Source organism: Streptomyces sp. AA4, from assembly GCF_000158875.1.
In the GTDB taxonomy this organism is placed as follows: domain Bacteria; phylum Actinomycetota; class Actinomycetes; order Mycobacteriales; family Pseudonocardiaceae; genus Amycolatopsis.
Map to the genome: position 1 here is coordinate 5,596,250 of NZ_GG657746.1, position 21,601 is coordinate 5,617,850.

Genomic DNA, 21,601 nt, shown 5'->3' on the forward strand with positions numbered 1-21,601 from the left:
CCACGGAGGAGAAAGGCGTCACTATGCGCAACGCACCCGGCAACGAATGGACCCGTTCCCGCGGAAACGAGTGGATCCGTTTCCAGGGCAACGAATGGACCCGCCGCGGCAACGAATGGGGCCGCGGAAACGAGTGGACCCGCTGATCCGCTACGCCGGTCCGGCGGCGCGGCGGGCGCGGTTCCAAGCCGCGCCCGCCGCGAGCGCCGTCAGCACGCCGAGTCCCCCGGAGACGGCTAGGACCGTGCTCGGAGCCGCCGCGGTCGCCGCCAGTCCGGCGAGGGCGATCCCGGCTCCTTGGCTGGTCGTCAACGCGGTCGCGGCCAGCCCGTAGGCCTGGGCCCGCCGGTGATCGGGAACCGCCAGCGTGAACGCCGCCGACGCGGGCAGATGGTAGGCGCTCGCCATTCCCGACAGTCCCCACAGGACCGCTGTCACGGCCAGGCCCGGGTGAAGCGCGCACACCACGAGCGGCACGCTGGCAGCCACCGCGAGCGGCCCCAGCAACCGCATCCGCACCGGCGACGGCAGTCGCGACACGATCAGCATCCCGAGCACCGTCCCGGCCGGACTCGCCGCGAGCAGCACCCCCACCGCCTGAGCGGACCCGCCGATCGACTCCGCATACGGCGCCGCCAGCCCCTCGACCGTGACGTAAAAACCGGCCACACAAGCCAATCCCACCAGCGAACGCAACCGCGGCGTCCGCGCGACCAGCACCGTCCCGGCCCGCAGATCAGCCCACCAGCGCCCCAGCCGGGTCCCGTCCCCCGCGGTTACTCCGGGTGCTGGCCGAGCCCGGATCCCGAACCGCACCACCGCCGCCGAGACCACGAACGTCACGCCGTCCGCGACGAGCGCCTGACCCGGCCCGAGGAACGCGACCAGCGTCCCGCCGGTCGCGAACCCCACCACCTGCGCCAGCTGGACCACCATGTCCAGCACGCCCTTGCCCAGCACGAACTCCTCGCCGGGCAGCACCGCCGCGGCCGTCGCCGCACGAGCCGCGTTGCCCGGCGCGCCGGCCGCCTGGACCACCACCAGCAGCGCGGCGACCGCAGGCAGCGGCAGCGCGGGAATCGCCATTACCGTCACCAGCCCGGCGCGCACCAGGTCCGCCGCCACCATGACCCGCCGCCGCGGCCACCGGTCCGCCAGGCCCGACAACAGCGGACCGGCGAAAATCGACGGCACGTAGGTCAAGGCATAGACCCCGGCGGTCCAGCCCGCCGAACGCGTCCGGTCGAAGACCAGCAACGACAACGCCACCCGCGCGAACTGGTCGCCCGCGACCGAAACCACCATGCTCGCGAACAGCGCGCGGAACTCCGGTCTGCCGAACACCTGCCGATACGTCGCCACCCGCCCAGCTTGGCCGATCACCACCGGGGCGGCACACCCCCGCAGGTACGGGCTGGCCCGGTTTCCGACGCCGGTGCGGCGGCCAGCTCCCAGAGCCGCAGGAAACCGTCGAGGATCTCCTTGCCCGCGGGCAAATCCGCACTCACGCCCCGTGCCGCTTCGCCCGAGTCGAAGATCCGGAACATCAGCAGGCAGCGCGAGAAGTCGTCCCGGCCAGGAGATCTCCGGACGGACGGGCTGCGCGCGTCGAACAGCATCGCCGCGCGGCAACGGACCGCCCGGGAGTCCTCCGCACGTCGCGGCCGACAAATCAGGCGCGCCCTCCCCGCGCCCGGCCGTAGTATCCGGCAGATGACCGAGGACGACCTTCTCGAGCGATACGGGCTGCATCCGACCGGCAGCCAGCTGGACGAGGTCCGCGGCATCCTGGCGACCGAGATGCGCGCCAGGCTCGACGCGAACGCCGAATTGATGAAGGTCTGCTGCATCCAGCTGTTCCACCACGGCTCGCTGGACGACGTGCTGCTCGTCTGGCAAGCCAAAACGTCCGGCTGGGATTCGCAATTCGCCATCGACGTGCAGCTCTTGTGCGGGGCCGGGTTGGACGCGACCAAAGAGTTTCTCGCCGCTCGCCCGGACGAGCTGGCCCGCGAGGCCCTGACCTACCTGACGGAGTGCGAGGAAGCCCGCGACTTCGAAAATTTCACTGTGGAAGGCTGGTCTGAGTATTACCACCAATACTACGGTGTTCCTCGCCCGGAGTGACATCCGCTGCCGTGGCGTCCTTTCCGGAACGTGCGGAGAGAAATCGCGCGCGAAGCTCCTTCACTGACATTCCGCCGCTGAAGCACCAGATGGCGATCACCGGGTCGCAGATCGCGCAGCCGAGCGACGAGGTGTGCGCGAACGGGAGGATCGGCGCGCCTTTCAGGTGATGCAGCACGTCCAAGGTCGTGTGCAGGAGCCAGGCGATCCCGATGAACGCCCAGGATTTCAGGCCGCGGTAAGCGCAGTAGGTCACCGCGGCGGTGAAGACCAGTTCGAGGGGGCCGAATGCGCCGCTGCTCAAGTAAGCCGCTCCGGCGCCGGCGACCATGATCGCGTTGAACTTACGACGATGCGGCTCGGCGAGGAAGGAGTTGAGCAGGCAGTAGACAATGCCGATGAGAATGGCGGAAACGATGATCACAGGCCAACGCTATGGCTGCGGTCGCGAGCGCGTAACCGTCCGGAGAGACAATTCTCGCCGGTTTCTCGCCAACAACGCCACCCGCGGCGACGCGGTCAAGGCAAACTGCTCGCATGACAGGTCTGACCGCCGAACTCGTGGTTGACGGTCGCGCACCGCAGACCCCGGCCCTGGCCCCGAACGGACACCTGCTCTGCTACGTCCTCGCGCCCCTCAGCCGAACCGGCGACCACCTCGACACCGAACTCTGGCTCGTCGACCCCGACGGCTCCGCGTCGCGCCGGGCGACCGCGGACACCGCAACGGAATCCCGGCCGCACTGGCCCGCGGACTCGGGCTCGCTGTTCTTCCTCTCCGACCAAGCCGACCGCGGCACCGCACAAGTGCACCGGCACCGCTGGGCAGCTACCCCGCCGCGGCCGAAACGGCGGAACGCCTGGCCCGCCGCGTAGACGAGCAGAACGCGCGCATGATCGACGCTCTCGAGCGCGGCGTCGCCGAGGGCCTGATCCGCCCGCTCGACGCACGCAAAGCGGCCACGGTCCTGTGAGCGAGCTGGAATGGCGTGCTCAGTCTCGCCTGGTGCCCCGACGCCCTGCGCGAGGACGAGGCCAGCCTTGCCGAACTGCTCTCCCTCGCGACGAACATCGCAAGCTGGGACTTGCGGATCTGACTTCAGCACGATGAGGGGCGTCAATTCTCCGCGACAACGTAGCCGGCGGCGGAACGCGTCTTCCCAGATCGTCGGAATCGGCATGCTCACCTGCAGCCCGGGGAAGAACGCTATCGACAACCCGGCGTCGAGCGTGGGAACGTCAGCGTTCGATGATGCGAGGAGTTCTTACAGTTCCTTACGCGGTGGGAATTCTCGCGGCACTGACGGTGGTACCCGGCCCCGACATGGCGGTAGCGACGAAGCGGGCCATCGCCGCCTGCTGGCAGGACGGCCTCAAGACAGTCGGCGGCGTCACTGCGGGACTGCTGGGGTGGGGCCTGCTCACCGTGGTCGGCCTGGCCGCCCTGCTGGCCGCGTCCGCCACGGCCTACACCATCGTCAAGCTCTCCGGAGCGGCCTTTCTGCTCGTGCTCGGCATTCAAGCACTCCTCCACAGCCGAAAGCACGCGGCACAGTCCGGCCTGACGACATCCTCCGCAGGCGGAAACCCTTGGCGGACCGGCCTGATCAGCAACCTCTTCAACCCGAAGATCGCCGTGTTCTACCCCGGCCCGCTCCCGACGCTCGTCCCTTCCGGGCTCGTCCCGCAAGCCGGCATGGCAGTGCTGGTCCTCATCCACACCGCCCTCACCCTGGTCTGGCTCGCCAGCTATGTGCTGCTGCTGGCCAAAGCCCGCGCGTTCTTCGAAAAGCCCGCCGTACGGCGGGCCATGCACCGCATCACGGGTGTCGTCCTCATCGGCTTCGGCAGCAAGGTCGCCTCCAGCCAGCCATGACCGCGCCCGCGGCGTCCTGGGTGGCGAGCCGGAAGTCGCGGCAGCCTCCCGCAGCCGGTCCGCCTCCGGTGAGTTGGCGTGCCGCTCGTCGGCGTGACAGGTGCAGGCATGGATGTTCGACAATCGACAACACATGGCATTCACGACAACCACAGCACTCCTCGGAATCATCGTGACAATGATTTCTATCATATTGCCCTCGATCGCAATAATACGAAGCAAACGAAGAAAATGACCGGCAGATAAGAACCTGAACCTTCGCGCAGTGCTTCGGGTTCGTGTCCCGACATCGAGACGACCAGCGAGGAGATCGATTATGCGGAAAGCAATGGTGGTGGCGGCTTGTGTCGCGGGGGCCTGCGTGAGCATGACGTCCGCGGCATCGGCGTCGCCCGCCTCGGCGAATCCGGGCCAGGTCCAGGCGTGTGCGTATTTCGCGAACAAGCCCTACGTCAACGGCGGCGAACTTGTCGGAAGCGGCGGCAGAACGGGCTGCGGGACCGGAAAGTCAACCTCCAAGTTGTCATCAACAAGGACATGCCCGGCCCGGACCCGCAAGCTGGAGAACGCACCTGCAACGGCTTCGTCACCGACACCGTGACGGTCTACGGCAAGTGCCTCGGGCACGGCAAATACTATACGGAAACCCACGTATTGGGGACCGTCACCAAGGTCCAGTCCGAGCGCGTCGAACTCTGCTAGTCGTCGCGTCATCGCTTTTGTCTTCGCAGCTTCGCGTTTCACAGCACTCGCCTCGCCGTGCTGCGCGGTGCGGACCAGCGCACTCGACGCAGGCGGAGGCGAAGCGGCGGCACCGGTCGCCGAGCACCCAGATCGGGTGAGGTCCAAGCGGGAACTTCCAGTCAAGGATGCCGCGATCTGGCAGACCTGCCGACCGTAGTCGCGGCCTTTGACCGCGATGGCCTTTTCGCCCGGGCCGGCGCGACCCTCGACGTGGCGCATGATGCTAAAAATCATCTCGGCGAGGTCTATTTCTTCATGATCAAGCGATCGTCAGAATTCCTCCAAGGCAGGTGCGCAGCACAAGGGAAGAATACCCGGTTACGGCCGTCCCGACAGCCTGCCGAAATTTCACTGTGAAGTGCAACACCCCTTGTTCAGGGGAATTTTGCGGCCGCCCGTGGAGGATTCCGGCCGGTTCGTTCACCCTGTGTCGATGGTGCCCGGCCGGGTGCCTCGGCACCGCACGGCCGGACGGTCTGCGTGCGCCCAGCGAAGGAGAGCCAGTTGGTGAGCATGAGACGAAGATATCTCGGCGCGGCCTTGTCGGTCTGCGTGGCGGCCATGACGGTGACGGCAGTCCAGAATCCCGCTTCCGCGGAGACCGCGGACAGCCCACAGGCCTTGTCGCCCGTGCCGACAGACTCGTTATCGCAGCAGTACCGAGGCCAGCAGGTGTCGTGGAAGTACGACAACTGCACCGCGGCGGAGAAAGCCGCCCGTACCCAGAGGTCCGGCAGCTCCGTGCTTGCCTACCGGACGGTCGAATGTGCCGACATCACAGTTCCGGTCAACTATCTCGAACCGGACAAGGCCAGCATCACCGTCCACGCGTTGCGAGTCGGGGCGCAAATGTCGCCGGGGGAACAACCGAGGACGATGTTCGTGAACCGCGGCGGTCCCGGCGGGGCCGCGGGCACGTGGGCGTTGCGGGTCGCCGGGACGATGCCGGATCTGCTTCAGAACTACCAGATCGTCGGCCTCGACCCCCGGGGCACAGGCGCCTCCAGCCCGATCGAGTGCCAACCCGCGTCCCAGGACAACCTCGACACCTATCGAAATAGTTCTCACATCGGCACAAATGTCGACTACGGGTGCATCGGAAAATACACTCACGCGGCATTCCTGGGCACAGAGAACGTGGCACGGGACTTCGACCTGGTGCGCAGCCTGCTCGGCGCGTCGGTGCTGGACTATTACGGCGTTTCGTACGGAACCAAGCTGGGACGGGTTTACCAGTCGCTGTTCCCTTCCCGATCAGGCAGGTTCGTACTGGACAGCAACATGCTGGCCCCCGGAGTGCCCCAGCCGGCAACGAGCCAGGAAGCTGCGTTCAAACGCCGTGGGACGCAGCTGACCGAATGGCTGGCGCGACAGAACAAAACGTATCAACTGGGTGCCACGGCGGCGAAGGTGACCGCCGCGTACGAGGGTGTCCTGAAGGCCGCGGACCTCGGACAGTTGCCTGGCATCACCCGCGGGGACTTCGAGAGCGTCTGGCAGTCCTCCGCGTACTCGGACTCAGCGTTCGCGAGCTTCGCCCGATCCTTGACCTTGGCCAGGCGCTACTTGGCGAACGACCCCGCGATCACCTTCGCTCAGGTCCACGACCAGCTGTTCTCCGACGAGACGCAATCGGGGTACTGGAACTCGACTGAGTTCAACACCGCGGCCAGCGTGCTGACGACGATTTCCGACGCGGTGAGCCTTCCCGTGGGGAAGGACTGGAAGATCCCCGCCGGCGTTCTGGCCGCCCTCAAAACGACAATGAATTCCGCGGACCCGGGAACATCCCCTGATCAGCTGCTGGCTGCCCTGATGAAGCCCGACACGCTGGCCGCGATAGCGAAGATCGCGGTCACGGTATTCGAGGTCCTGTCCTCAATCGTGAGATACGGTCTTCCGAAATCGATCGCCGATCCGAGCCCGTTCGGCGACGGAGAGCTGCGTTTCGTCCCCAAGGAGACGAAATCCTCCGGAGGCAACGCCGCGCCGTTCGCCCTGATGTTGCAAAACGAGTTCGACCCGGCGACCCCTTGGGAGAACGCGGTGGCGCTCCTGGGCTACTTCCCGAATTCGAAGCTGGTCGCGGTGCGGGGCGCGGGTTCGCACGGGGTGATGCCCACGCTCGACAGCGCGCTGTCGCCGTCCCCCGGTTGCGCCGGGGTCGTGCTGTCCCGGTACCTCCAGCGCGGCGAGCGACCGGCGGCTAATCAGGTGTGCACTGCGCCGCCGATGCCGGGCGACAAGGCCAGCACTGTCCCGGCGGACAAGAGCGTCGCACCTGGAACTCTGATCGACCCGTGGCGTGCCGCTGTCCCCAGCTGAGCGAAAGTCCATGACGATCGGGTGAAGCAAACCCCTCCGTGCAGTCACAGAGCGGGGAGGGCGTCCGCGGCCGGCGCGCTAAGCAGCCGGGCCGGACAGCCCTCCCCGCTCCGTCGGTGCGCCACGGATCGACGATCCGGCCGCGCCGATGCCGACGGCCGCCACGTTCGCGGCCGCAGTCTCCGGAGAACGAGAAACTCGTCGTCTCCATGGCGGTCGGACTGGGCCTGATCGCGTTTTTCCCGACCAAGCGCCGGTACGAGTTCCGATGCTGCCTCCGCGGCTGCTGAGCGATCTGGCGTTCCTCGTGCCGGTCCTGCTCGGGGCCCCACAGTCCTGCTCGAATGCTCGTGAGCGACCTGCCGATGGGTGACGCAGGACGTCTTCGCCTGGGGAGGTCGAGTCCAGGCTCGAGGCGTCGCGGCTGGTCGCGAATCGCGAGTTGATCCGATGCGGCCCGACGCGAGGCCCGCGTTCGGATGGCCAAAGCGCGCGACTCCCCGGAATCGCAAGCCGGGGCCCGAATTTAGTGCTCCGCTCGTCGAGAACGCCGGCGGTCCAAGCCCAGACGGCCGCGACACCGCACCGTTTCGGCAGCGACCCCCTTCCCCTGACGGACATCCGCCAGACCGCAGGCGCCAAACTCAGGGCCATGCGGGTTCGGGCCGATCTCGGCGATGCCGCAGCGGGAGCAGTGACAATGAACTCCGGATGCGTCGCTGGGCACCATCGCCACTCCGGCCAGCCGTGCCCCGCCCGGCACAAAACTGCCTCCCGGCAATTCGGACACCCGTTTCGGTAGTTAATATTCAATGTGCGGTCAGTGATTTATCGCATGCTTCACCGGTGAATTGCTGTTTACCTCAACGGGTACCGGTATTACGCCGCGTCGTCAGGTCTACTCGGAGCGTCATACTACTGCGGCGAAGATGGAGGCACACCAGATTGCCAAGCCCGCCGACCGCTGGGTTCGCGCGCTCACCGACAAGAACATCGGCGCTCTGGCGTCCATTATTTCTACAGGCGGAGTATCTGCAAGCCCGTTTTCATGGGCTGCGAAAACAAGAGGAATGGAAATGCTTGGAAGAATTCCGATTTACTTCGGCGGCAAGGTCGGCAAACGTGTGCGAACACCCGTAAACCGAAGGCACCGTGCGAAGGCCATGGTCGCGCTGCTTGCCGTCGGATTAGCCCTTCCGCAAGCTCCGGCCCTTGCAGTCGGCGACCAATCGCCCAGTGATCATCCTCTCGCCACGGAACGCTACGAACCAGTACCTTCTTTTCTCGCGCGCTTCTCCGTAACACACGACAGCGAAGACGGCAGCACGAGTACGCGCTCAGTAGGCTCCGGCGCGTTTATCGCACCGGATCTCGTGGTCACCGCTGCGCATGTCGTGGCACAGCGCACCAGCCGAGATCAGGCCGTACGGGCCACGGTCAGCGTAACGCAAAGAAACGGCACGGTCGCCACGGTTCCCGTGGCGGAAATGCGAATCGCCCAAGGTTATCCCTTGCCAGGCGGAACTCCTAGCACCCCTGAAAACAGGATTAGCAACGACCTCGCCGTAGTCAGGCTTCAACGGCCGGTTGACAATATTGAATTCCTGCGACTGCCGAGCGACGCCGATGTCAACGTCAATGACGCAGACAGAATCGTCGCCACCCTGTTCGGACGAATGGTTCCCTCCGAGCAGAGAATCACCGACACCTTCCACCAGGTCAATAATGACCGAAACGGCGGAGCAATCAATTCCGACCAACAGCGGGCGCTACTCGCGCGAATCACCGGAGGCGGCGCCCCGGCTGATCAGCTGAATGTTCAATCTCCAGGCACCCCCATTGTTCGGCTGAGCATTCCCCGCCTGGGCAGCAACCGCTACGGAGGCCTCGCCGCACAACGCTTCCGCTTCATGTACAATGATCCTGAACAGGCAATTCCCGGCCTGGTCGCGGCATCCCGTCAAGCTGTTTCCCACAGAGGCGACAGCGGTTCCCCGCTTGTTGGGTGGGCGCACGGCGAAGCGTATCTGGCCGGCGTGACCTCCAACTCGTGGTATCAATTCAACAGCAACGACGAATTCCGAAACGGAGCGCAGTTCTCTACAGCAAGCGTGGAGACCATTTTGCGCTCCATGGGCCGATACGACAACCGCCCTCGGGACAATTTCTGGAATGACCCCGTTCCGCTCATTCCCTCGAACGCCAACCCGCGCAATTACGTCCCGCTTTACACTCCTAGTTCTCCTGAGCTGACGGTAAACGATCCCACTCGCGGCAATAATTTCGCAGACGCGCAGGAATGCGACAATCCCCTGTGCCATTACGTGGCAGAAGACGAGGAGTTGAGCACCTACTCCGTCCGGCCTCGTTCGCTGCGGGTGGCAGACGGCGGAGACTCCGGCGGAGAGTATGAAGTCTACGGACAGCTGGCGATTTTCTCCCCGCAGGACAATCCGCCGTACACAGTCCTCAACAACTCGGCCTATCCAGCACCCGGCGGGCTGCGCGAAGTACACCTCGGAATCGCGGGGCCCAGGTTCTTCGACGTACCCGAAGAACACCCGGTCGACATCCCGATCGGCCCAGACGGAAACAATTCGAGAGATTACTCGTTGCCGAATTCCTCGACAGCGATACCCATTCAATCGTCTCAAGCCAATCCTACCTTCTGCATCGCTACCCCGACGGCCCATGGACTGTACGAAGCGGATAGCGGAAACGATGACACCATCGTTCCGACGGGGCAAATATCGTGCGTCAACGCTTCGGCAAGCAACGCGAATCCGGACGGCACATACAATATCCAGCTCAATGGAAGCACAGGCAGTGTCACGGTAACGCTTGAAGTCACCCGGCCAACCGACGCGGACTACGGTGGCCAGGGTCCGTCGGTGAGGGTGGGTCCGCCGGCGGCGGCCGGGAAGCGCTACGCCATCGGCGCCGCCGCGGGAGACAAACTCATCCTCAACACCAACGGAAAACCAGCAGGCTCCCCCGTCGTGCTCTCCAACCAGGACCTCAACGACAACAAACTCTGGGAAGCCAAAGACAGCACCACCAACGGCTACGTCCAATTCGTCAACGTCCACACCGGACTCGCACTCGACGGCGGCGGAGCCACCAACAAAGGCGCAAACGTCCTGATCCAACCCCTCGACCCCAAAGCCTCCAGCCAAGACTGGAAACTGCAACCCACCTCCACCACCGGCGAATACCTCATCGTCAACCGCAGCACCAACATGGTCCTCGACAACAAGGGAGCAAAACTCGCCCAAGCCGGCACAGCACTCCAGCAATCAACCCCCAACGACGACAACCCCAAAACCCACTGGACCCTCACCGAACACACCCCGCCACCAGTGGCGGCCGGGAAGCACTACGCCATCGGCGCCGCCGCGGGAGACAAACTCATCCTCAACACGAACGGAAAACCAGCAGGCTCCCCCGTCGTGCTCTCCAACCAGGACCTCAACGACAACAAACTCTGGGAAGCCAAAGACAGCACCACCAACGGCTACGTCCAATTCGTCAACGTCCACACCGGACTCGCACTCGACGGCGGCGGAGCCACCAACAAAGGCGCAAACGTCCTGATCCAACCCCTCGACCCCAAAGCCTCCAGCCAAGACTGGAAACTGCAACCCACCTCCACCACCGGCGAATACCTCATCGTCAACCGCAGCACCAACATGGTCCTCGACAACAAGGGAGCAAAACTCGCCCAAGCCGGCACAGCACTCCAGCAATCAACCCCCAACGACGACAACCCCAAAACCCACTGGACCTTTACCGCCCAGGCCCCCGCGCCGGCCCCTGCCCCGGCGGCGGCGAGCATTACCGCACCGGCCGACACGTCCCGCGGGCTCCCGTTCGCTATCCAGTACAACGCTGGGGGCGCCTGGGTCGCCGGGGCGCGGTACCAGATCGAAATAGTCAACCCCGCGGCGCACGCCGTGCTCGACACCATCACCGTCAGCACGCAGTCAGACACGATTCGGTACACAAAGGAGCTCGCGGCAGGCAGCTATACCGTCGCGCTCAGGGGTCCCGACGGAACCATCGTCGCGGGGCCGGTGAGCTTCAAGGTGTCCAACCTCGGCTAGCGCGAAGGAGACGCCTGAACAACGGCAGCCGCTGAGACGGGACACCCGTAGGCGTTTGCTCGCCGGCCCATCGCCCCGGCGAGCATTCGGCGGCCGGACGCAATGGGTCCGATGCGTCGGGCGAAATCGCGGATTCGTCAGGCGGTCCGGGGCGCCGTCCGCGATGCCGAGGCGGGCGTGGGGGTGGGTGACGACCTTGTCGCCCACCCCCCGAGTTCGGGTGGCCGCATATTCTGCCCGGGAGGAGCTCTGCCCGGTGCCCGGATCCGGGCGAATGTTTGTGTCGTGGAACGAAATGCACACGCGCACCTGGTGTTCGTGACCGGACCGGGCCAGAGGCGCTTCGATGATCAAGGCTCGAAGGTCCGGCACCTCGATAGCCATTCACCCCAGAGGACGGGTGGATGCCTTCGGTGAAATCGCCAACCCGAGAGGTGCTGAGCCGGTTGGCGCTGGAGGTGCCCGAGGCGCGGCAGACGCGAATCGAACGGGATCAGCCGCGCCGAGATCCGCAGCGCCCGGCGGCTCCGAACCGCCGCCAGCGACCGCAGCGGACCCCGGCAGCCGACCGCTTGGGCGACCGTCACAGTCGACACCAAATCGCCCCGACCTCCGGGCAGGACAAAGCCCAGGTCGTTCACCTGGGCTTTGCTCCCCGCTTGGACTCGAACCAAGAACCCTCCGGTTAATTGTTGCGGGCCGTTTCGAATCGATGTCATTCGATCTAGCTGGAGAATTCGCAACTGTTCATGTTGCGGTTCGACTCCAGTCGGCCGGCCTCGTTCGACCTTCAATTTCGTCCTTAAATCGTCCCTAGATCGACAGGTCACGTTCGTCGGCCACGCACATCGGGCACACGCCGCTCAGCACGGCGCCGACGCCGCCCGGCTGGTCGGCAAGCTCGCCGCGGACACGCTGGCGAACGTCTGGAGCGACATCAGCCAGAAGTGGTTCCTCGTCATCGACGACCTCGCGAACGGCGCGGCCGGCGCGCTCGCCGCCCAGCACGCGTCGATCCTGACCAAGCAGTCCCAGTTCCTCGCCGACGAGTCCGCCAAATTTCCTGAACCTCGCGAAGAACGCGCCGGAAGGCACGACCGCCGCCCGGGTCTACCGCGACGTGGACGCGGGACAAGCGGCCGCACACGGCGCCGACGACGCCGCGAAAGCAGCGGCTGAGCTGGAGAAGAAGGCTCCCCGAGTGGGGCTGAAGGTGGGCGGGGGCCCTTGCGGTGGCCAGGGTTGTGCACGACATCGCCAACGGGAAGCCCGCCGCCTAGGCCGTCGTGTCCGGCGCGGCAGGCTTCGGCGCGTCGGTCGCCGCGGGCGCGGGGATCGGGGCCGCGGTCGGTACCGTGTTCCGCGGCGTGGGCAACGTCGTCGGCGCCGCGGTCGGGGCGGTCGGCGGTTCGGTCGTCGGCGTCTTCACCTCCGGCGCAGTCGACAGCCTGTACCAGAACGTGATCGGCGCGGCCGGGACCGCCATCGCGGACGGAGCCAAGGCCGTGGCGGACGCGGGAAAGACGATCGACGGCGCAGCCGGGACGTGCAGGATGCCGTCTTCTGACGCCCTGCCACGCCCCGAATGGCCCGCCCCACGCGCGGGCCGGACCGTCGCCGCCGTGGTGTTCGTCCTGCTCCTCGGCGCAGCCGCGATTCCGGTCGGCTTCGGGTTCGTCGCCGTCGGCCACCCCGGCGGCCCGCGCTGGGCGACGGCCTTCTCGGCGATCATGTTCCTGACCGCGGCACTCGGCTACGTCTCGCGACTGCGGCCGCGGCATCGGGACGCGAACATCGCGATCGTGAACCGCGAAGACGGACCCGCGGCGGAAATCCGCGGTTCGACACTGATCTTCGTGCTGCTGTTGGGCATTTTTCGGTTGCCTGGCGGTGTTCTTCGGCATGGCGGCGGTCGACTACGTCCGATCCGGCCCCGGCATCCCCGCCAGGCTGGCGCCGGGCGGGCTCTGCGGCGTAGCGGCGCTGTACTTCGGCAGCTGCCTCGCGCTCGCGGCGGCCGGGCGGGTCCGGCGCGGCGGGGTCGTCCTGTCCCGACGCGGCATCCGCCACCGAGGCTGGACCTTCTCCTGCTTCCTGCCCTGGGACGCACTCGCGGGTTGCAAAGCGACGTCCTTTCACGACACCCGCCTACGTGCCGGTCATCGCGTACGCGAACGCTCCGTGGGAACGCCGCCAGTACGCACGCCGGTGAAAGTTCGACAAGCTTCCGCCGCGGCCGATGATCGCGCTCAACTGCGCCGCGTTCGCGGCCGACCGGGACCAGCTGTACCGCTTCGTCATGTTCTACCTCGACAATCCCGCCGCCCGGACCGAACTCGGCACCGAACTCAGCCGTCAGCGCATGCTCGCCGGAGACCTGTCGTAGCCCGACTGCGTCTATCCCGAAGACGGTTGCGCCGAACCCCGCAAGGCCGCCGTGTCGGCTTCCGGGGTCGCCCGGTCGGTCGACGCCGCCCTCGGGTAATGACCCGTCGGGGGCATCACACCGCTCCCTGCTCGTCGTCCCCGCCTCCGGCCGGGGCGGTGCCGGGGTCGTTCGGCGGGCGGAGGCCGTCGGCGAGGTCGGCGGGCAGGAGGAACGAGTACTTGCCGAGCAGGTTGATGCCGCGGTGCCGGCGGCGGAGCGGGACGAGCCGGGCGTCGTCCTCGTCACGGACGTCGGCTCCGGCGGCCCGCCTGCGGGTCAGCGGCTGGAGTGCGTCGGCGGCGTCGGCGAGGGTTGAGGGCCAGGCGGCGGTGATCGCGTCCCATGCCGCCCGCAGCGACACCCCTTCGGTCAGCAGCCGGTAGGGAGGGGCTCCCCACCGGCTGGCGACCACGTTCCCGGTCCGGTCGCGCTGGCCCGGTCCGGGCGCGCCGCCGGGCAGGAAGTCCAGCGTCCAGCGCTGCCCGCCGGTCGGCTCGTCGGTCAGGCCCGCGCCCGCGACCGTGTACGACCGCAGCGCGTTGCGCTCGTCAGCGGCCTCGGGCATCGCCGCGGCGCGATGAACACGGTTGTAGGCCCATATCGAGGCATACACAGCACGGGATGAATCCCCCGGACCCGGCGACCCGGACGACGCTGGCATGCCGGTGATCGTAAATGTCCCTCGCCCGGGTGAACCTTCACCTGTCCAGGACATGCGCCGCAAATCCCCCGCGCCGGGGAGGGACATCCCCCGGTTCAAGGTCGTCATGGCGCCCCGGCGCTCGTGCCGGGCACGGCGAAGACGGAGGCGGCGACCAGGCGAGCCGGGTCGGTGGCGAGGCGGTCGCCGGTGTGGCCGTAGAGGGCCGCGGTGCCGGCGCTGGCGTGCGCGAGGGCGCGCCGGCGCTGTTCGGGGGTGGCGCAGCGGGCCTTGCCGACCGTGTTGAACGCGTGCCGCGTGGACTGCGGGGTGATCTGCTGCGGGTCCGGGACACCGGCGGCCGCGGCGAGGGCCTGCACGAGGGACTCGACCTGGTAGCGGGTGATACGGGTGCCGTCGCGGTCGACCAGCAGCGCGGTCTCGCCCGGGTCGGCGATCCGGTGGGCGAGCGATCACGCGGTACTGCGCGCACAGCCGCGGCCACGGCCCGGGCGCCGCCGCCGGGGCGAGCAGGCATATCCGGCGGGCCTGCGGTTCGCTCAGCGACCGGGTGCCGGTGTGGCTGCGGTCGTAACGCGGCCGCGCTGCCTTCGCTGCGAGGTGGCAGCGCATCCGCCCGGCGCGGCCGAGGCAGGTTTAAAAGGAGGACACCTAGCAGCACCCTCGGGCAGGTTGACGCGCGGCATCATCAAATGGGTGAGGCCTCGCAGGTTCGCCCGGCTCGGCGGGTCCGGCTCCGCCCGCAGCGCCTTCAGGGTGCAGGCGGCCGACGTCGTCGAAGCTGGCCGCGGCGTTGGCGGACAGCCGCGAGGCGACCTCGCGGTAGGTGTCGTGCAGCAGCCGCGTCCGCTCCTCGAGGTGCTCGCGCGGGTCCGCCGGGAGCCCGCGGCTGGCCAGCACCATCGGTTTCGTGGCCGTACAGGCGTCCCGGCCGGCAGCTTCGCGCGCGGGGCGCCCGGCCAGCAGGCTCTGGCCGATCTCTCCGGCGCCGACCTTGTTCCGCCCGCCGCCCCACAACCCGGGCAGCGCCTTCAGCGCGCGCAGCACCGCCTCGCCGTCCGGGGCCGCGCCGAACCGGATCACCTTGCACAGCAACGGAAGGAACGTCCGCACCGTCGGATACCGCTTCACCAGCTCGGCCCGCCACGCGGCGTCGGCGTCGTCGTCCGCCGGACCGGCCAGCGCGACGATGTCCTCCAGCGCCTAGGAGATCTGCTCGCGCGGCACCGCCGCCTCGATCTGCTCCCACGCCCGCGGCGGGGCGGCGGGGCCTCGCGGTCAGCGCTGCGGCGGTTCGACGGCTCCGTAGGCGCGCTCGCCCGGGCCAGCCTTGCTGGACACCTTGTACATGACCACGCCGTGCCCGGGAACGGTGGCGGTCACCGACCCGGCTACCGCCGTGCTGGTGGCCCGCCACAGGTCTTCGGCGGTCAGGTCCGTGCGGCCGGGAAAACCCAGATCTCCCGCGGACGCGGTGAACGAGGCCGAGGTCGCGGAGCGGTTGAGCAGCACGACGGCCTGCGAGCCATCGGACAGGGGTTTGCGCCAGATCTGCTGTTCGCCGCCCCGGATCCGGACGCCCTGACTGCCCGCCCAGTCCTGGTTCACCGCGATCACCTTGGTGTTGGCCAGGACCTGCCGGGTCGCCTCGCTCATCGCCGACAGGTCGTTGCCGGCCAGCAGCGGCGCCGACAGCAACGCCCACAGGCTGAAGTGCGCGCGGTTCTCCTCGGCGGTCAAGCTCCCGTTGCCGACCTGCAGCATGTCCGGGTCGTTCCACGCGCCGGGCTTGGAGTACCGTTCCAGGCCGACCTGGTTGTCCAGGATCGACATCAGGCTGGACCAGGTCGGTCTGATGTCGGCGGTGGTGCGCCAGGAGTTGGCCACCTGGGGCCGCCAGGACTCCACCGGCAGCTGGGGTTCGCGGTGGATGCTGTAGACGATCGGGCGCCCGGTGGCGGCCAGGGCGTCGCGCATCGCGGTGAACGCCTTCTTGGCGTCCACGCCGTCGCGGTCGGCCTGGCACCAGTCGTACTTGAGGTAGTCCGCGCCCCAGGACGCGAAGGTCTGGGCGTCCTGGGCCTCGTGGCCCTTGCTGCCCAGCGTGCCGGGGTAGTTGTCCCAGATGTTGGCGCAGGTCCGGGTGCCCGGGGTCGCGTAGATCCCCAGTTTCAGGCCCTTGCCGTGCACGTAGTCGGCCAACGCCTTGATCCCGTCGGGGAACCGTGCGGGATCGGGCCGTAGGTTGCCTTGCGCGTCGCGCGTGCTGGCCTGCCAGCAGTCGTCGATGTTGACGTACCGGTAGCCCGCGTCCTTCAACCCCCGGGAGACCGCAGCGTCGGCCGCCGCCTTGATCTTGGTTTGGTCGATGCCGCACCGGTAGGCGTTCCAGCTGTTCCACCCCAGAGGGGGAGTCTGGGCGACGCCGTTGTCCAGCGCCACCGCCGCCGGCGCGCCGCTGGCTGCCATCGCCACCGCCACGAGTACGGCCGCCGCACCGGCTGCTGCTCTGCCACGCCAGTGTCTGACCATGATCTGTCTCCTGTTCGCTCGCTGCGGCCGCGCGACGCCCTCCTATGCCAGGCCCCTTCACGCGCGACAAGTTACACAGAATTCACCATAGTCAAACACAACTCGCCATATGTGCGACATTCCGCGAGTTCGGCGGTTTCTCGCCGCACGACGATTCGTATATGCCGTTATACGCCTGGCAGTCGACGCCGCCCGACGCCCGCCGTCGCGGTCGAGGGTGACCTCGGCAGGCTGCATCCGGTTGAAGGACTGGTCCTCGCGCCACGAGGTGCTCATCTGGGCTTCGGGTCAACTCCGGAGACGAACGCGCGCGCGTCAACGCCGCGCTGGTGCACCCATTTGCCCGGCGACGTCTCCGGCGTGCCGGACGGCGTCGCCTGCGTCTCCTCGGGCGGGGGCGATCCGGTCCTCGACCACGTCCTGATCCTGCTCTGCCGCATCGCCGACCACCGCGACCGCCACGGAGCGCCGATCGACTGCCAGCGCCGCCGCGACCTCGTCCCGACAGATCCGATCGACTGGCCGACCTGGCCTACTCCGCACGCGCACCTCCCGGCGACCTCCGGTACAGGCCGTCATCGTGCAACACCGTCATCACGTGCTCGGCGGTGTCGCGCTTGAACCGCTCGCGCATGTCCTGCGTCACGCGATCACCCCGCCCGGCTTCGGCCCCATCGAGAAGGGCTCCCACTCGTCGAGATCGATCGGCCCCATCTCCGTCACACGACCCTCGTCCACGAACACCGCAAAGCCATACGACGCACTGGAATCCGAGCGAACTGAACCGCCCCGGGTTTGATGGAGGCTCCATCGTGTGAGTGAGGATGGAGTTATGGGCCGGTCTTCGAGGCATCCGCGTGAGGTGCGTGAGCGCGCGGTTGCGTTGGTGTTTGAGCAGGTAGAGCAGTACTCGTCGCAGTGGGAGGCGATCACGTCGATCGCGGCGAAGGTGGGGGTGTCGGCCGAGTCGCTGCGCCGGTGGGTGCGGCAGGCTGAGACCGATCAGGGTGCGCGGCCGGGTGTCACGACTGCGGAGTCGGAGCGGGTGCGCGAGCTCGAGCGTGAGAATCGTGAGTTGCGCCGGGCGAATGAGATCCTGAAAGCGGCATCGATTTTCTTCGCGAGGGAGCTCGACCCTCGACCGCCGCGCTCGTAGCGTTCATCACGGATTATCGGGACCGGTTCGGAGTCGAGCCGATCTGTGCCGTGCTGACCGAGTTCGGGATCAAGATCGCTCCGTCCACCTATTATGCCGCGCTTTCCCGTCCGATGTCGGCGAGGGAAGTTCGCGATGAGGAGTTGAAGAAGGAAATTCAGCGCGTGTACGACGAGAATTACCTGGTGTACGGTGCCCGGAAGGTATGGCGTCAGCTGAACCGGGAAGGCGTTCGGGCGGGCCGGGGCCGGGTGGAACGACTGATGCGCGCGATGGGCTTGGCCGGCGCGGTCCGCGGGAAGAAGGTGCGCACCACGGTGTCCGATCCCGGCGGTGCCCGCGCCGCGGACCTGGTGAGCCGCCAGTTCACGGCAGGTGCACCGAATCGGTTGTGGGTAGCGGACTTCACCTACGTCGCGACCTGGGCAGGCACCGTCTACGTCGCGTTCGCGATCGATGTGTTCTCCCGCAGGATCGTCGGCTGGCGCGTGAGCATGTCCAAGGAAACCGACCTCGTGCTCGACGCGATCGAGCAGGGACTGCGTCATCGGGACTACCGATGGCGAAAGGGGCAGGACAAGCTGATCCACCATTCCGACGCCGGAAGTCAATACACGTCGTTCCGATTCACGCAGCATCTTGCTGATTCCGGTATCGACGCGTCGATCGGCACGGTCGGCGATGCCCTCGATAACGCGCTCGCGGAATCCACCATCGGGCTCTACAAAACCGAGTTGATTAAACCGAACGGGCCATGGCACAATAAGCAAGAAGTCGACGTCGCGACTGCCGCGTGGATCGAGTGGTACAACACCCAGCGCCTCCACGGAGCATGCGGCGACCGGCCACCCGTCGAATTCGAGACCCTGTACGAGGACGGCGACCTGATCAGTCTGGTCGCCTGACCCCAACAACGAGTCTCTACCGAACCCGGGGCGGTTCAGCCGTGCGCCGAGGGCCGCCCAGCCGTGCTGAGCAGGCTGCGCGTGCCTCGAACGTGGAACTGGCATCGATCGCGGCCAAACTGAGCTGCGCTGCCTTCGCCGGATCGTGCTCGGCCGCCGAGTCCGCCTGTGCGGCGAATTGGCGCGACTGCGCGATCTGCCGCTGCTCGGTCGCGGTCTGCCGGCTCAGCAAAGCCGCGCCCGCAAGCGCCACCGCACCGGCCAGCAGCACCGCCAGGCCTGCCGAGAGCCAGCGCAACTGCCGGGCGTGACGCTCCGTCCGCCGCTGCGCCGCATCCTCTGCCTCGATGCTGGCGCGCAAGAACTCCCGTTCGCGGACTGTCATGACGTCTTCGCCGGTCTCCGCCCACTCCCGGACGACGGCCAGCCGCGTACCCCTCGCCAGCAGGTCAGGTTCGCGATTCGTTTCTTCCCACGCCGCGGCGGCGTCGGTGAGCTGCCGGTGGATCCGCAAGCCCGCGCGATTCTTCGCCAGCCACTCGCCGAGCCGGGGCCACGCTTCTATCAACGCCTCGTGGGCCAACTCGACGGAATTGGAGCCAACCGAGACCAGCCGGGCCACGGCCAGCCGTTCGAGAACGCCCTCGCCGCGATCGTCCAAGTCCAGCTCGCCGCGGTTGACCCGACGTTTCGTGGCGCCGCTGTTCTCCCCCACGTCGACGAGGCGCAGGAACAATTGCGCAGCGACGGCCCGTTCGTCCTCATCGAATGCCGAGTACTGGGCTTCTGCGGTCCTGGCCAGCGCAGCCCGGATGCCGCCCGCTGCGTGGTACCCCGAAAGAGTGAGCGTAGTCCCGCGCCTCCGCCGCCAAGTCTTCAACAGCGCGTGGGAGAGCAGCGGAAGGACGCCGGGCTTCTCATGCGCCTCGGCCACCAGTTCAGCCACCAGGGTGCCTTCGACGGTGAGTCCAGCGCGAGTCGCGGGCTTGACGATGGCCTCCCGCAGCTCGGTGGCAGTCATCGGCCCGAGCAGCATCTGGGCTCCGGAGACGGCATCGGCAAGACCACGGTGTTCAGCGCATCGCGAGTAGAAATCCGCGCGGGCACCGAGCACGATGTCGGCCGTGTCCGCCTCGATCAGGGCGTCGATAAAAGCAGCGCGAACAGCCAGATCACCGCACAAGGTGAACAGTTCTTCAAACTGATCGACCACCACTGTCGTGCGGCCCTGCCCCGCTTGGCGAAGAAGAAGCCGCAGCGTCCCCGGTGCCGACCGCAGCTCAGCACACACGTGCGCTGCGGTAGCCCCGAGCAGTGGAGCGAGCTGGAGAGCGCATTCTTCGAACGGATCCGCCCCCGGGGTGAACAAAACCACGGTCGACTCGGCCCGCCGAGCCGCCAGGCCGGCCCGCAACAGTGACGACTTACCCGCCCCGGACGGCCCGAACACCGCGAGAAAACGATGGCGAGCCAGGTTGCCGTCCAGTTCGTCGAGTACTCGTTCCCGGCCGAAGAAGCGGTCTGCGTCGGGAAGCTCGAATGGGCCCAGGCCGACATAAGGTGCACGTTCCGCCGATGCCTGAAAGTCGGGAGCCGCGTTCTCGGCGGCCAGTTCCGCAGCAAGGGCATGCCAATACTTCTCCCAGTCGCCGACATCTCCGCCGCAAGCCCTGACATAGGCAAGCGTTACCGCGAGCGTGGGAAGCTTGCGCCCGCCCGCAGCGTCAGACAACGTGCCAGCAGCATAGTGCGCGCAGCGCGCCAGCTCCCGGTACGTCGGACTGCCGGCCTTCCGCCGCAGATCACGTAAACCGTGCGCGAACCGCGATAACGCGTCGTCGTCCGGATCGAGCGGACGCTCCCGCCTCGGCATGCGCCTTCCCCCTCCCACCCCGTCGGCCATTGTTCAGAAGACGTTGTTCGGAGTCCAGGCGCCGACACAGAACAACCCCGCCGGGCTAAACCTGAGCCGGGTAACGCCACCGAAGGCACGCAAGGCGGGCACCGCTGAACCCGCGGTCGCCCGAAACGGAAAGACAGGAGCAACGATGTCACGAACACGTCAATTGATCGGCTGTCTGCTGGCAGTGGCAGCAGGGCTGGTGGGCTTCTCCGGTGCCGCGTTCGCGCAATCGGCCGCCACTGAGGCCGCCCAGGTGAACGCTGTGCTTGCGGCAAATCCCACCGCGCATCAGAGGGACGCCAGTTCCGTCGAGTTCCCGGACGGAACGAGGTTCATCGCGGCCCCGCGGATCGGCGCGGCGTCCCCCGCCGCCAGTTGCCGACGAGGTGCGGTGTGCATCTATTCCGAACCCAATTTCACCGGATTTTCCAAGCCTTTCGTCGCCTACGGCGGCTACAACCTCGCCGCGTACTACATGCCCAACGGCGTGAAGTGGGCGCACCAGACATCGTCGTACATCAACAACCAGACCGGCGGCGCGAAGGCCAACTTCGCCAGGTACGACGCCACCGGCGGATACTTCGTCGGGATCGACGAATGCCGCGCCTACTGCGCCAAGGCGCACCTCGGCTCCATCGACAACATGATCGACAAGGTGACGCTCACGCCGTAACCGCAGCGCGTTTGTCATTGCGAGCTGGCCGTCCGCTGATGCGGTCGGCCAGCTCAGTGCCCTCAGTCCTACGAGACGGCCTTTCCGGTTTAAGCCTCTTCGCAGCGGTCAGTTCCACGCAGGCACGGCGACGACCGATCGCGAAACCCGATCACGACACGGCTGTGA

Annotated in this window: 20 protein-coding genes; 10 read left to right on the plus strand and 10 right to left on the minus strand. The window is 67.1% G+C overall.

Translation table 11 applies throughout. From position 1 onward, the window contains the following. Nucleotides 1-23: 23 nt before the first annotated feature. Nucleotides 24-146, plus strand: coding sequence for a hypothetical protein (locus SSMG_RS47175; protein WP_255409769.1), 123 nt, complete (start codon nt 24-26; stop codon nt 144-146). A 4-nt stretch (nt 147-150) separates the two neighbouring features. On the opposite strand, the gene SSMG_RS25620 is transcribed toward SSMG_RS47175, so the two are convergent. Both SSMG_RS25620 and SSMG_RS44905 read right to left on the minus strand, forming a co-directional pair. Continuing rightward, complete coding sequence (locus SSMG_RS25620) at nt 151-1,362, minus strand: MFS transporter (RefSeq protein ID WP_199785982.1); 1,212 nt, start codon at nt 1,360-1,362, stop codon at nt 151-153. Nucleotides 1,363-1,379: 17 nt separating this feature from the next. Beyond that, nucleotides 1,380-1,619: a hypothetical protein gene (locus tag SSMG_RS44905; protein WP_037714842.1), complete on the minus strand. Its 240-nt coding sequence runs from the start codon at nt 1,617-1,619 to the stop codon at nt 1,380-1,382. Between the two features lie 94 nt (nt 1,620-1,713). Here SSMG_RS44905 and SSMG_RS25630 point away from each other — a divergent pair, with 94 nt between their 5' ends. After that, on the plus strand, nt 1,714-2,127 hold the full coding sequence (locus SSMG_RS25630) for a hypothetical protein (protein WP_009080805.1): 414 nt from the start codon (nt 1,714-1,716) through the stop codon (nt 2,125-2,127). Here SSMG_RS25630 and SSMG_RS43775 read toward each other — a convergent pair. After that, the gene (locus SSMG_RS43775; protein WP_234392745.1) at nt 2,066-2,551 is read right to left on the minus strand and encodes a DUF6010 family protein; all 486 of its coding nucleotides are present in this window, start codon (nt 2,549-2,551) and stop codon (nt 2,066-2,068) included. The genes SSMG_RS25630 and SSMG_RS43775 overlap by 62 nt on opposite strands. Before the next feature lie 113 nt (nt 2,552-2,664). Between SSMG_RS43775 and SSMG_RS25635 the strand changes: the two genes are divergently transcribed. The 5 genes from SSMG_RS25635 (at nt 2,665) to SSMG_RS43780 (ending at nt 11,175) form a co-directional block, all read left to right on the plus strand. After that, nucleotides 2,665-3,003 (plus strand): hypothetical protein, encoded by a 339-nt coding sequence (locus SSMG_RS25635; RefSeq protein WP_009080809.1) that lies wholly within the window; start codon nt 2,665-2,667, stop codon nt 3,001-3,003. A 373-nt stretch (nt 3,004-3,376) separates the two neighbouring features. Beyond that, the gene (locus SSMG_RS25645) at nt 3,377-4,003 is read left to right on the plus strand and encodes a LysE family translocator (RefSeq protein WP_199785984.1); all 627 of its coding nucleotides are present in this window, start codon (nt 3,377-3,379) and stop codon (nt 4,001-4,003) included. A gap of 537 nt (nt 4,004-4,540) precedes the next feature. After that, entirely contained in the window at nt 4,541-4,705 is a 165-nt protein-coding gene (locus SSMG_RS45580) for a hypothetical protein (protein WP_158688083.1), read from the plus strand. A 918-nt stretch (nt 4,706-5,623) separates the two neighbouring features. Then, a complete protein-coding gene (locus tag SSMG_RS25650; protein WP_255409889.1) occupies nt 5,624-7,072 on the plus strand; it encodes an alpha/beta fold hydrolase in 1,449 nt (482 codons plus the stop codon). A 929-nt stretch (nt 7,073-8,001) separates the two neighbouring features. Continuing rightward, nucleotides 8,002-11,175, plus strand: a complete 3,174-nt coding sequence (locus tag SSMG_RS43780; RefSeq protein ID WP_009080815.1) for an RICIN domain-containing protein — start codon at nt 8,002-8,004, stop codon at nt 11,173-11,175. A gap of 813 nt (nt 11,176-11,988) precedes the next feature. Here the strand turns inward: SSMG_RS43780 and SSMG_RS25665 are convergent. Further along, nucleotides 11,989-12,270: a hypothetical protein gene (locus SSMG_RS25665; protein WP_158688085.1), complete on the minus strand. Its 282-nt coding sequence runs from the start codon at nt 12,268-12,270 to the stop codon at nt 11,989-11,991. Nucleotides 12,271-12,451: 181 nt separating this feature from the next. Further along, nucleotides 12,452-12,907 carry a hypothetical protein gene (locus SSMG_RS25670; protein ID WP_037714853.1) on the minus strand — a complete coding sequence of 152 codons (456 nt, stop codon included), beginning with the start codon at nt 12,905-12,907 and terminating at the stop codon, nt 12,452-12,454. Nucleotides 12,908-13,414: 507 nt separating this feature from the next. On the opposite strand from SSMG_RS25670, the gene SSMG_RS45585 reads away from it, so the two are divergent. Beyond that, nucleotides 13,415-13,561 (plus strand): hypothetical protein, encoded by a 147-nt coding sequence (locus SSMG_RS45585; protein WP_158688086.1) that lies wholly within the window; start codon nt 13,415-13,417, stop codon nt 13,559-13,561. A 115-nt stretch (nt 13,562-13,676) separates the two neighbouring features. On the opposite strand, the gene SSMG_RS44425 is transcribed toward SSMG_RS45585, so the two are convergent. The 4 genes from SSMG_RS44425 to SSMG_RS25690 form a co-directional block, all read right to left on the minus strand. Further along, complete coding sequence (locus SSMG_RS44425; protein WP_050788277.1) at nt 13,677-14,168, minus strand: hypothetical protein; 492 nt, start codon at nt 14,166-14,168, stop codon at nt 13,677-13,679. Nucleotides 14,169-14,368: 200 nt separating this feature from the next. After that, nucleotides 14,369-14,623 carry a hypothetical protein gene (locus SSMG_RS25680; protein ID WP_009080824.1) on the minus strand — a complete coding sequence of 85 codons (255 nt, stop codon included), beginning with the start codon at nt 14,621-14,623 and terminating at the stop codon, nt 14,369-14,371. Between the two features lie 292 nt (nt 14,624-14,915). Continuing rightward, complete coding sequence (locus SSMG_RS25685) at nt 14,916-15,395, minus strand: hypothetical protein (RefSeq protein WP_009080825.1); 480 nt, start codon at nt 15,393-15,395, stop codon at nt 14,916-14,918. A gap of 147 nt (nt 15,396-15,542) precedes the next feature. Then, nucleotides 15,543-16,796 (minus strand): glycoside hydrolase family 27 protein, encoded by a 1,254-nt coding sequence (locus SSMG_RS25690; RefSeq protein WP_009080826.1) that lies wholly within the window; start codon nt 16,794-16,796, stop codon nt 15,543-15,545. Between the two features lie 832 nt (nt 16,797-17,628). Here SSMG_RS25690 and SSMG_RS25700 point away from each other — a divergent pair. After that, a protein-coding gene (locus tag SSMG_RS25700; RefSeq protein ID WP_234392748.1) for an IS3 family transposase occupies nt 17,629-18,857 on the plus strand; the annotation gives its coding sequence in 2 pieces (ribosomal slippage) (nt 17,629-17,908 and nt 17,908-18,857; 1,230 coding nt in all). 16 nt (nt 18,858-18,873) lie between these two features. Here the strand turns inward: SSMG_RS25700 and SSMG_RS45590 are convergent. Then, nucleotides 18,874-20,730, minus strand: coding sequence for a hypothetical protein (locus SSMG_RS45590; RefSeq protein ID WP_158688087.1), 1,857 nt, complete (start codon nt 20,728-20,730; stop codon nt 18,874-18,876). A 214-nt stretch (nt 20,731-20,944) separates the two neighbouring features. Here SSMG_RS45590 and SSMG_RS25710 point away from each other — a divergent pair, with 214 nt between their 5' ends. Continuing rightward, nucleotides 20,945-21,433: a peptidase inhibitor family I36 protein gene (locus tag SSMG_RS25710; protein ID WP_158688088.1), complete on the plus strand. Its 489-nt coding sequence runs from the start codon at nt 20,945-20,947 to the stop codon at nt 21,431-21,433. The last annotated feature ends 168 nt before the right edge of the window (nt 21,434-21,601 follow it).

Coding starts and splice junctions, on each gene's coding strand:
- SSMG_RS25650 (WP_255409889.1), top strand. CDS start 5,624: ATGTTCGTGAACCGCGGCGGTCCCGGCGGGGCCGCGGGCACGTGGGCG.
- SSMG_RS45585 (WP_158688086.1), top strand. CDS start 13,415: ATGATCGCGCTCAACTGCGCCGCGTTCGCGGCCGACCGGGACCAGCTG.
- SSMG_RS45580 (WP_158688083.1), top strand. CDS start 4,541: ATGCCCGGCCCGGACCCGCAAGCTGGAGAACGCACCTGCAACGGCTTC.
- SSMG_RS25670 (WP_037714853.1), bottom strand. CDS start 12,907: ATGATCGCCGAGAAGGCCGTCGCCCAGCGCGGGCCGCCGGGGTGGCCG.
- SSMG_RS47175 (WP_255409769.1), top strand. CDS start 24: ATGCGCAACGCACCCGGCAACGAATGGACCCGTTCCCGCGGAAACGAG.
- SSMG_RS25635 (WP_009080809.1), top strand. CDS start 2,665: ATGACAGGTCTGACCGCCGAACTCGTGGTTGACGGTCGCGCACCGCAG.
- SSMG_RS44905 (WP_037714842.1), bottom strand. CDS start 1,619: ATGCTGTTCGACGCGCGCAGCCCGTCCGTCCGGAGATCTCCTGGCCGG.
- SSMG_RS45590 (WP_158688087.1), bottom strand. CDS start 20,730: ATGCCGAGGCGGGAGCGTCCGCTCGATCCGGACGACGACGCGTTATCG.
- SSMG_RS25630 (WP_009080805.1), top strand. CDS start 1,714: ATGACCGAGGACGACCTTCTCGAGCGATACGGGCTGCATCCGACCGGC.
- SSMG_RS25690 (WP_009080826.1), bottom strand. CDS start 16,796: ATGGTCAGACACTGGCGTGGCAGAGCAGCAGCCGGTGCGGCGGCCGTA.
- SSMG_RS43780 (WP_009080815.1), top strand. CDS start 8,002: ATGGAGGCACACCAGATTGCCAAGCCCGCCGACCGCTGGGTTCGCGCG.
- SSMG_RS44425 (WP_050788277.1), bottom strand. CDS start 14,168: ATGCCCGAGGCCGCTGACGAGCGCAACGCGCTGCGGTCGTACACGGTC.
- SSMG_RS25645 (WP_199785984.1), top strand. CDS start 3,377: ATGATGCGAGGAGTTCTTACAGTTCCTTACGCGGTGGGAATTCTCGCG.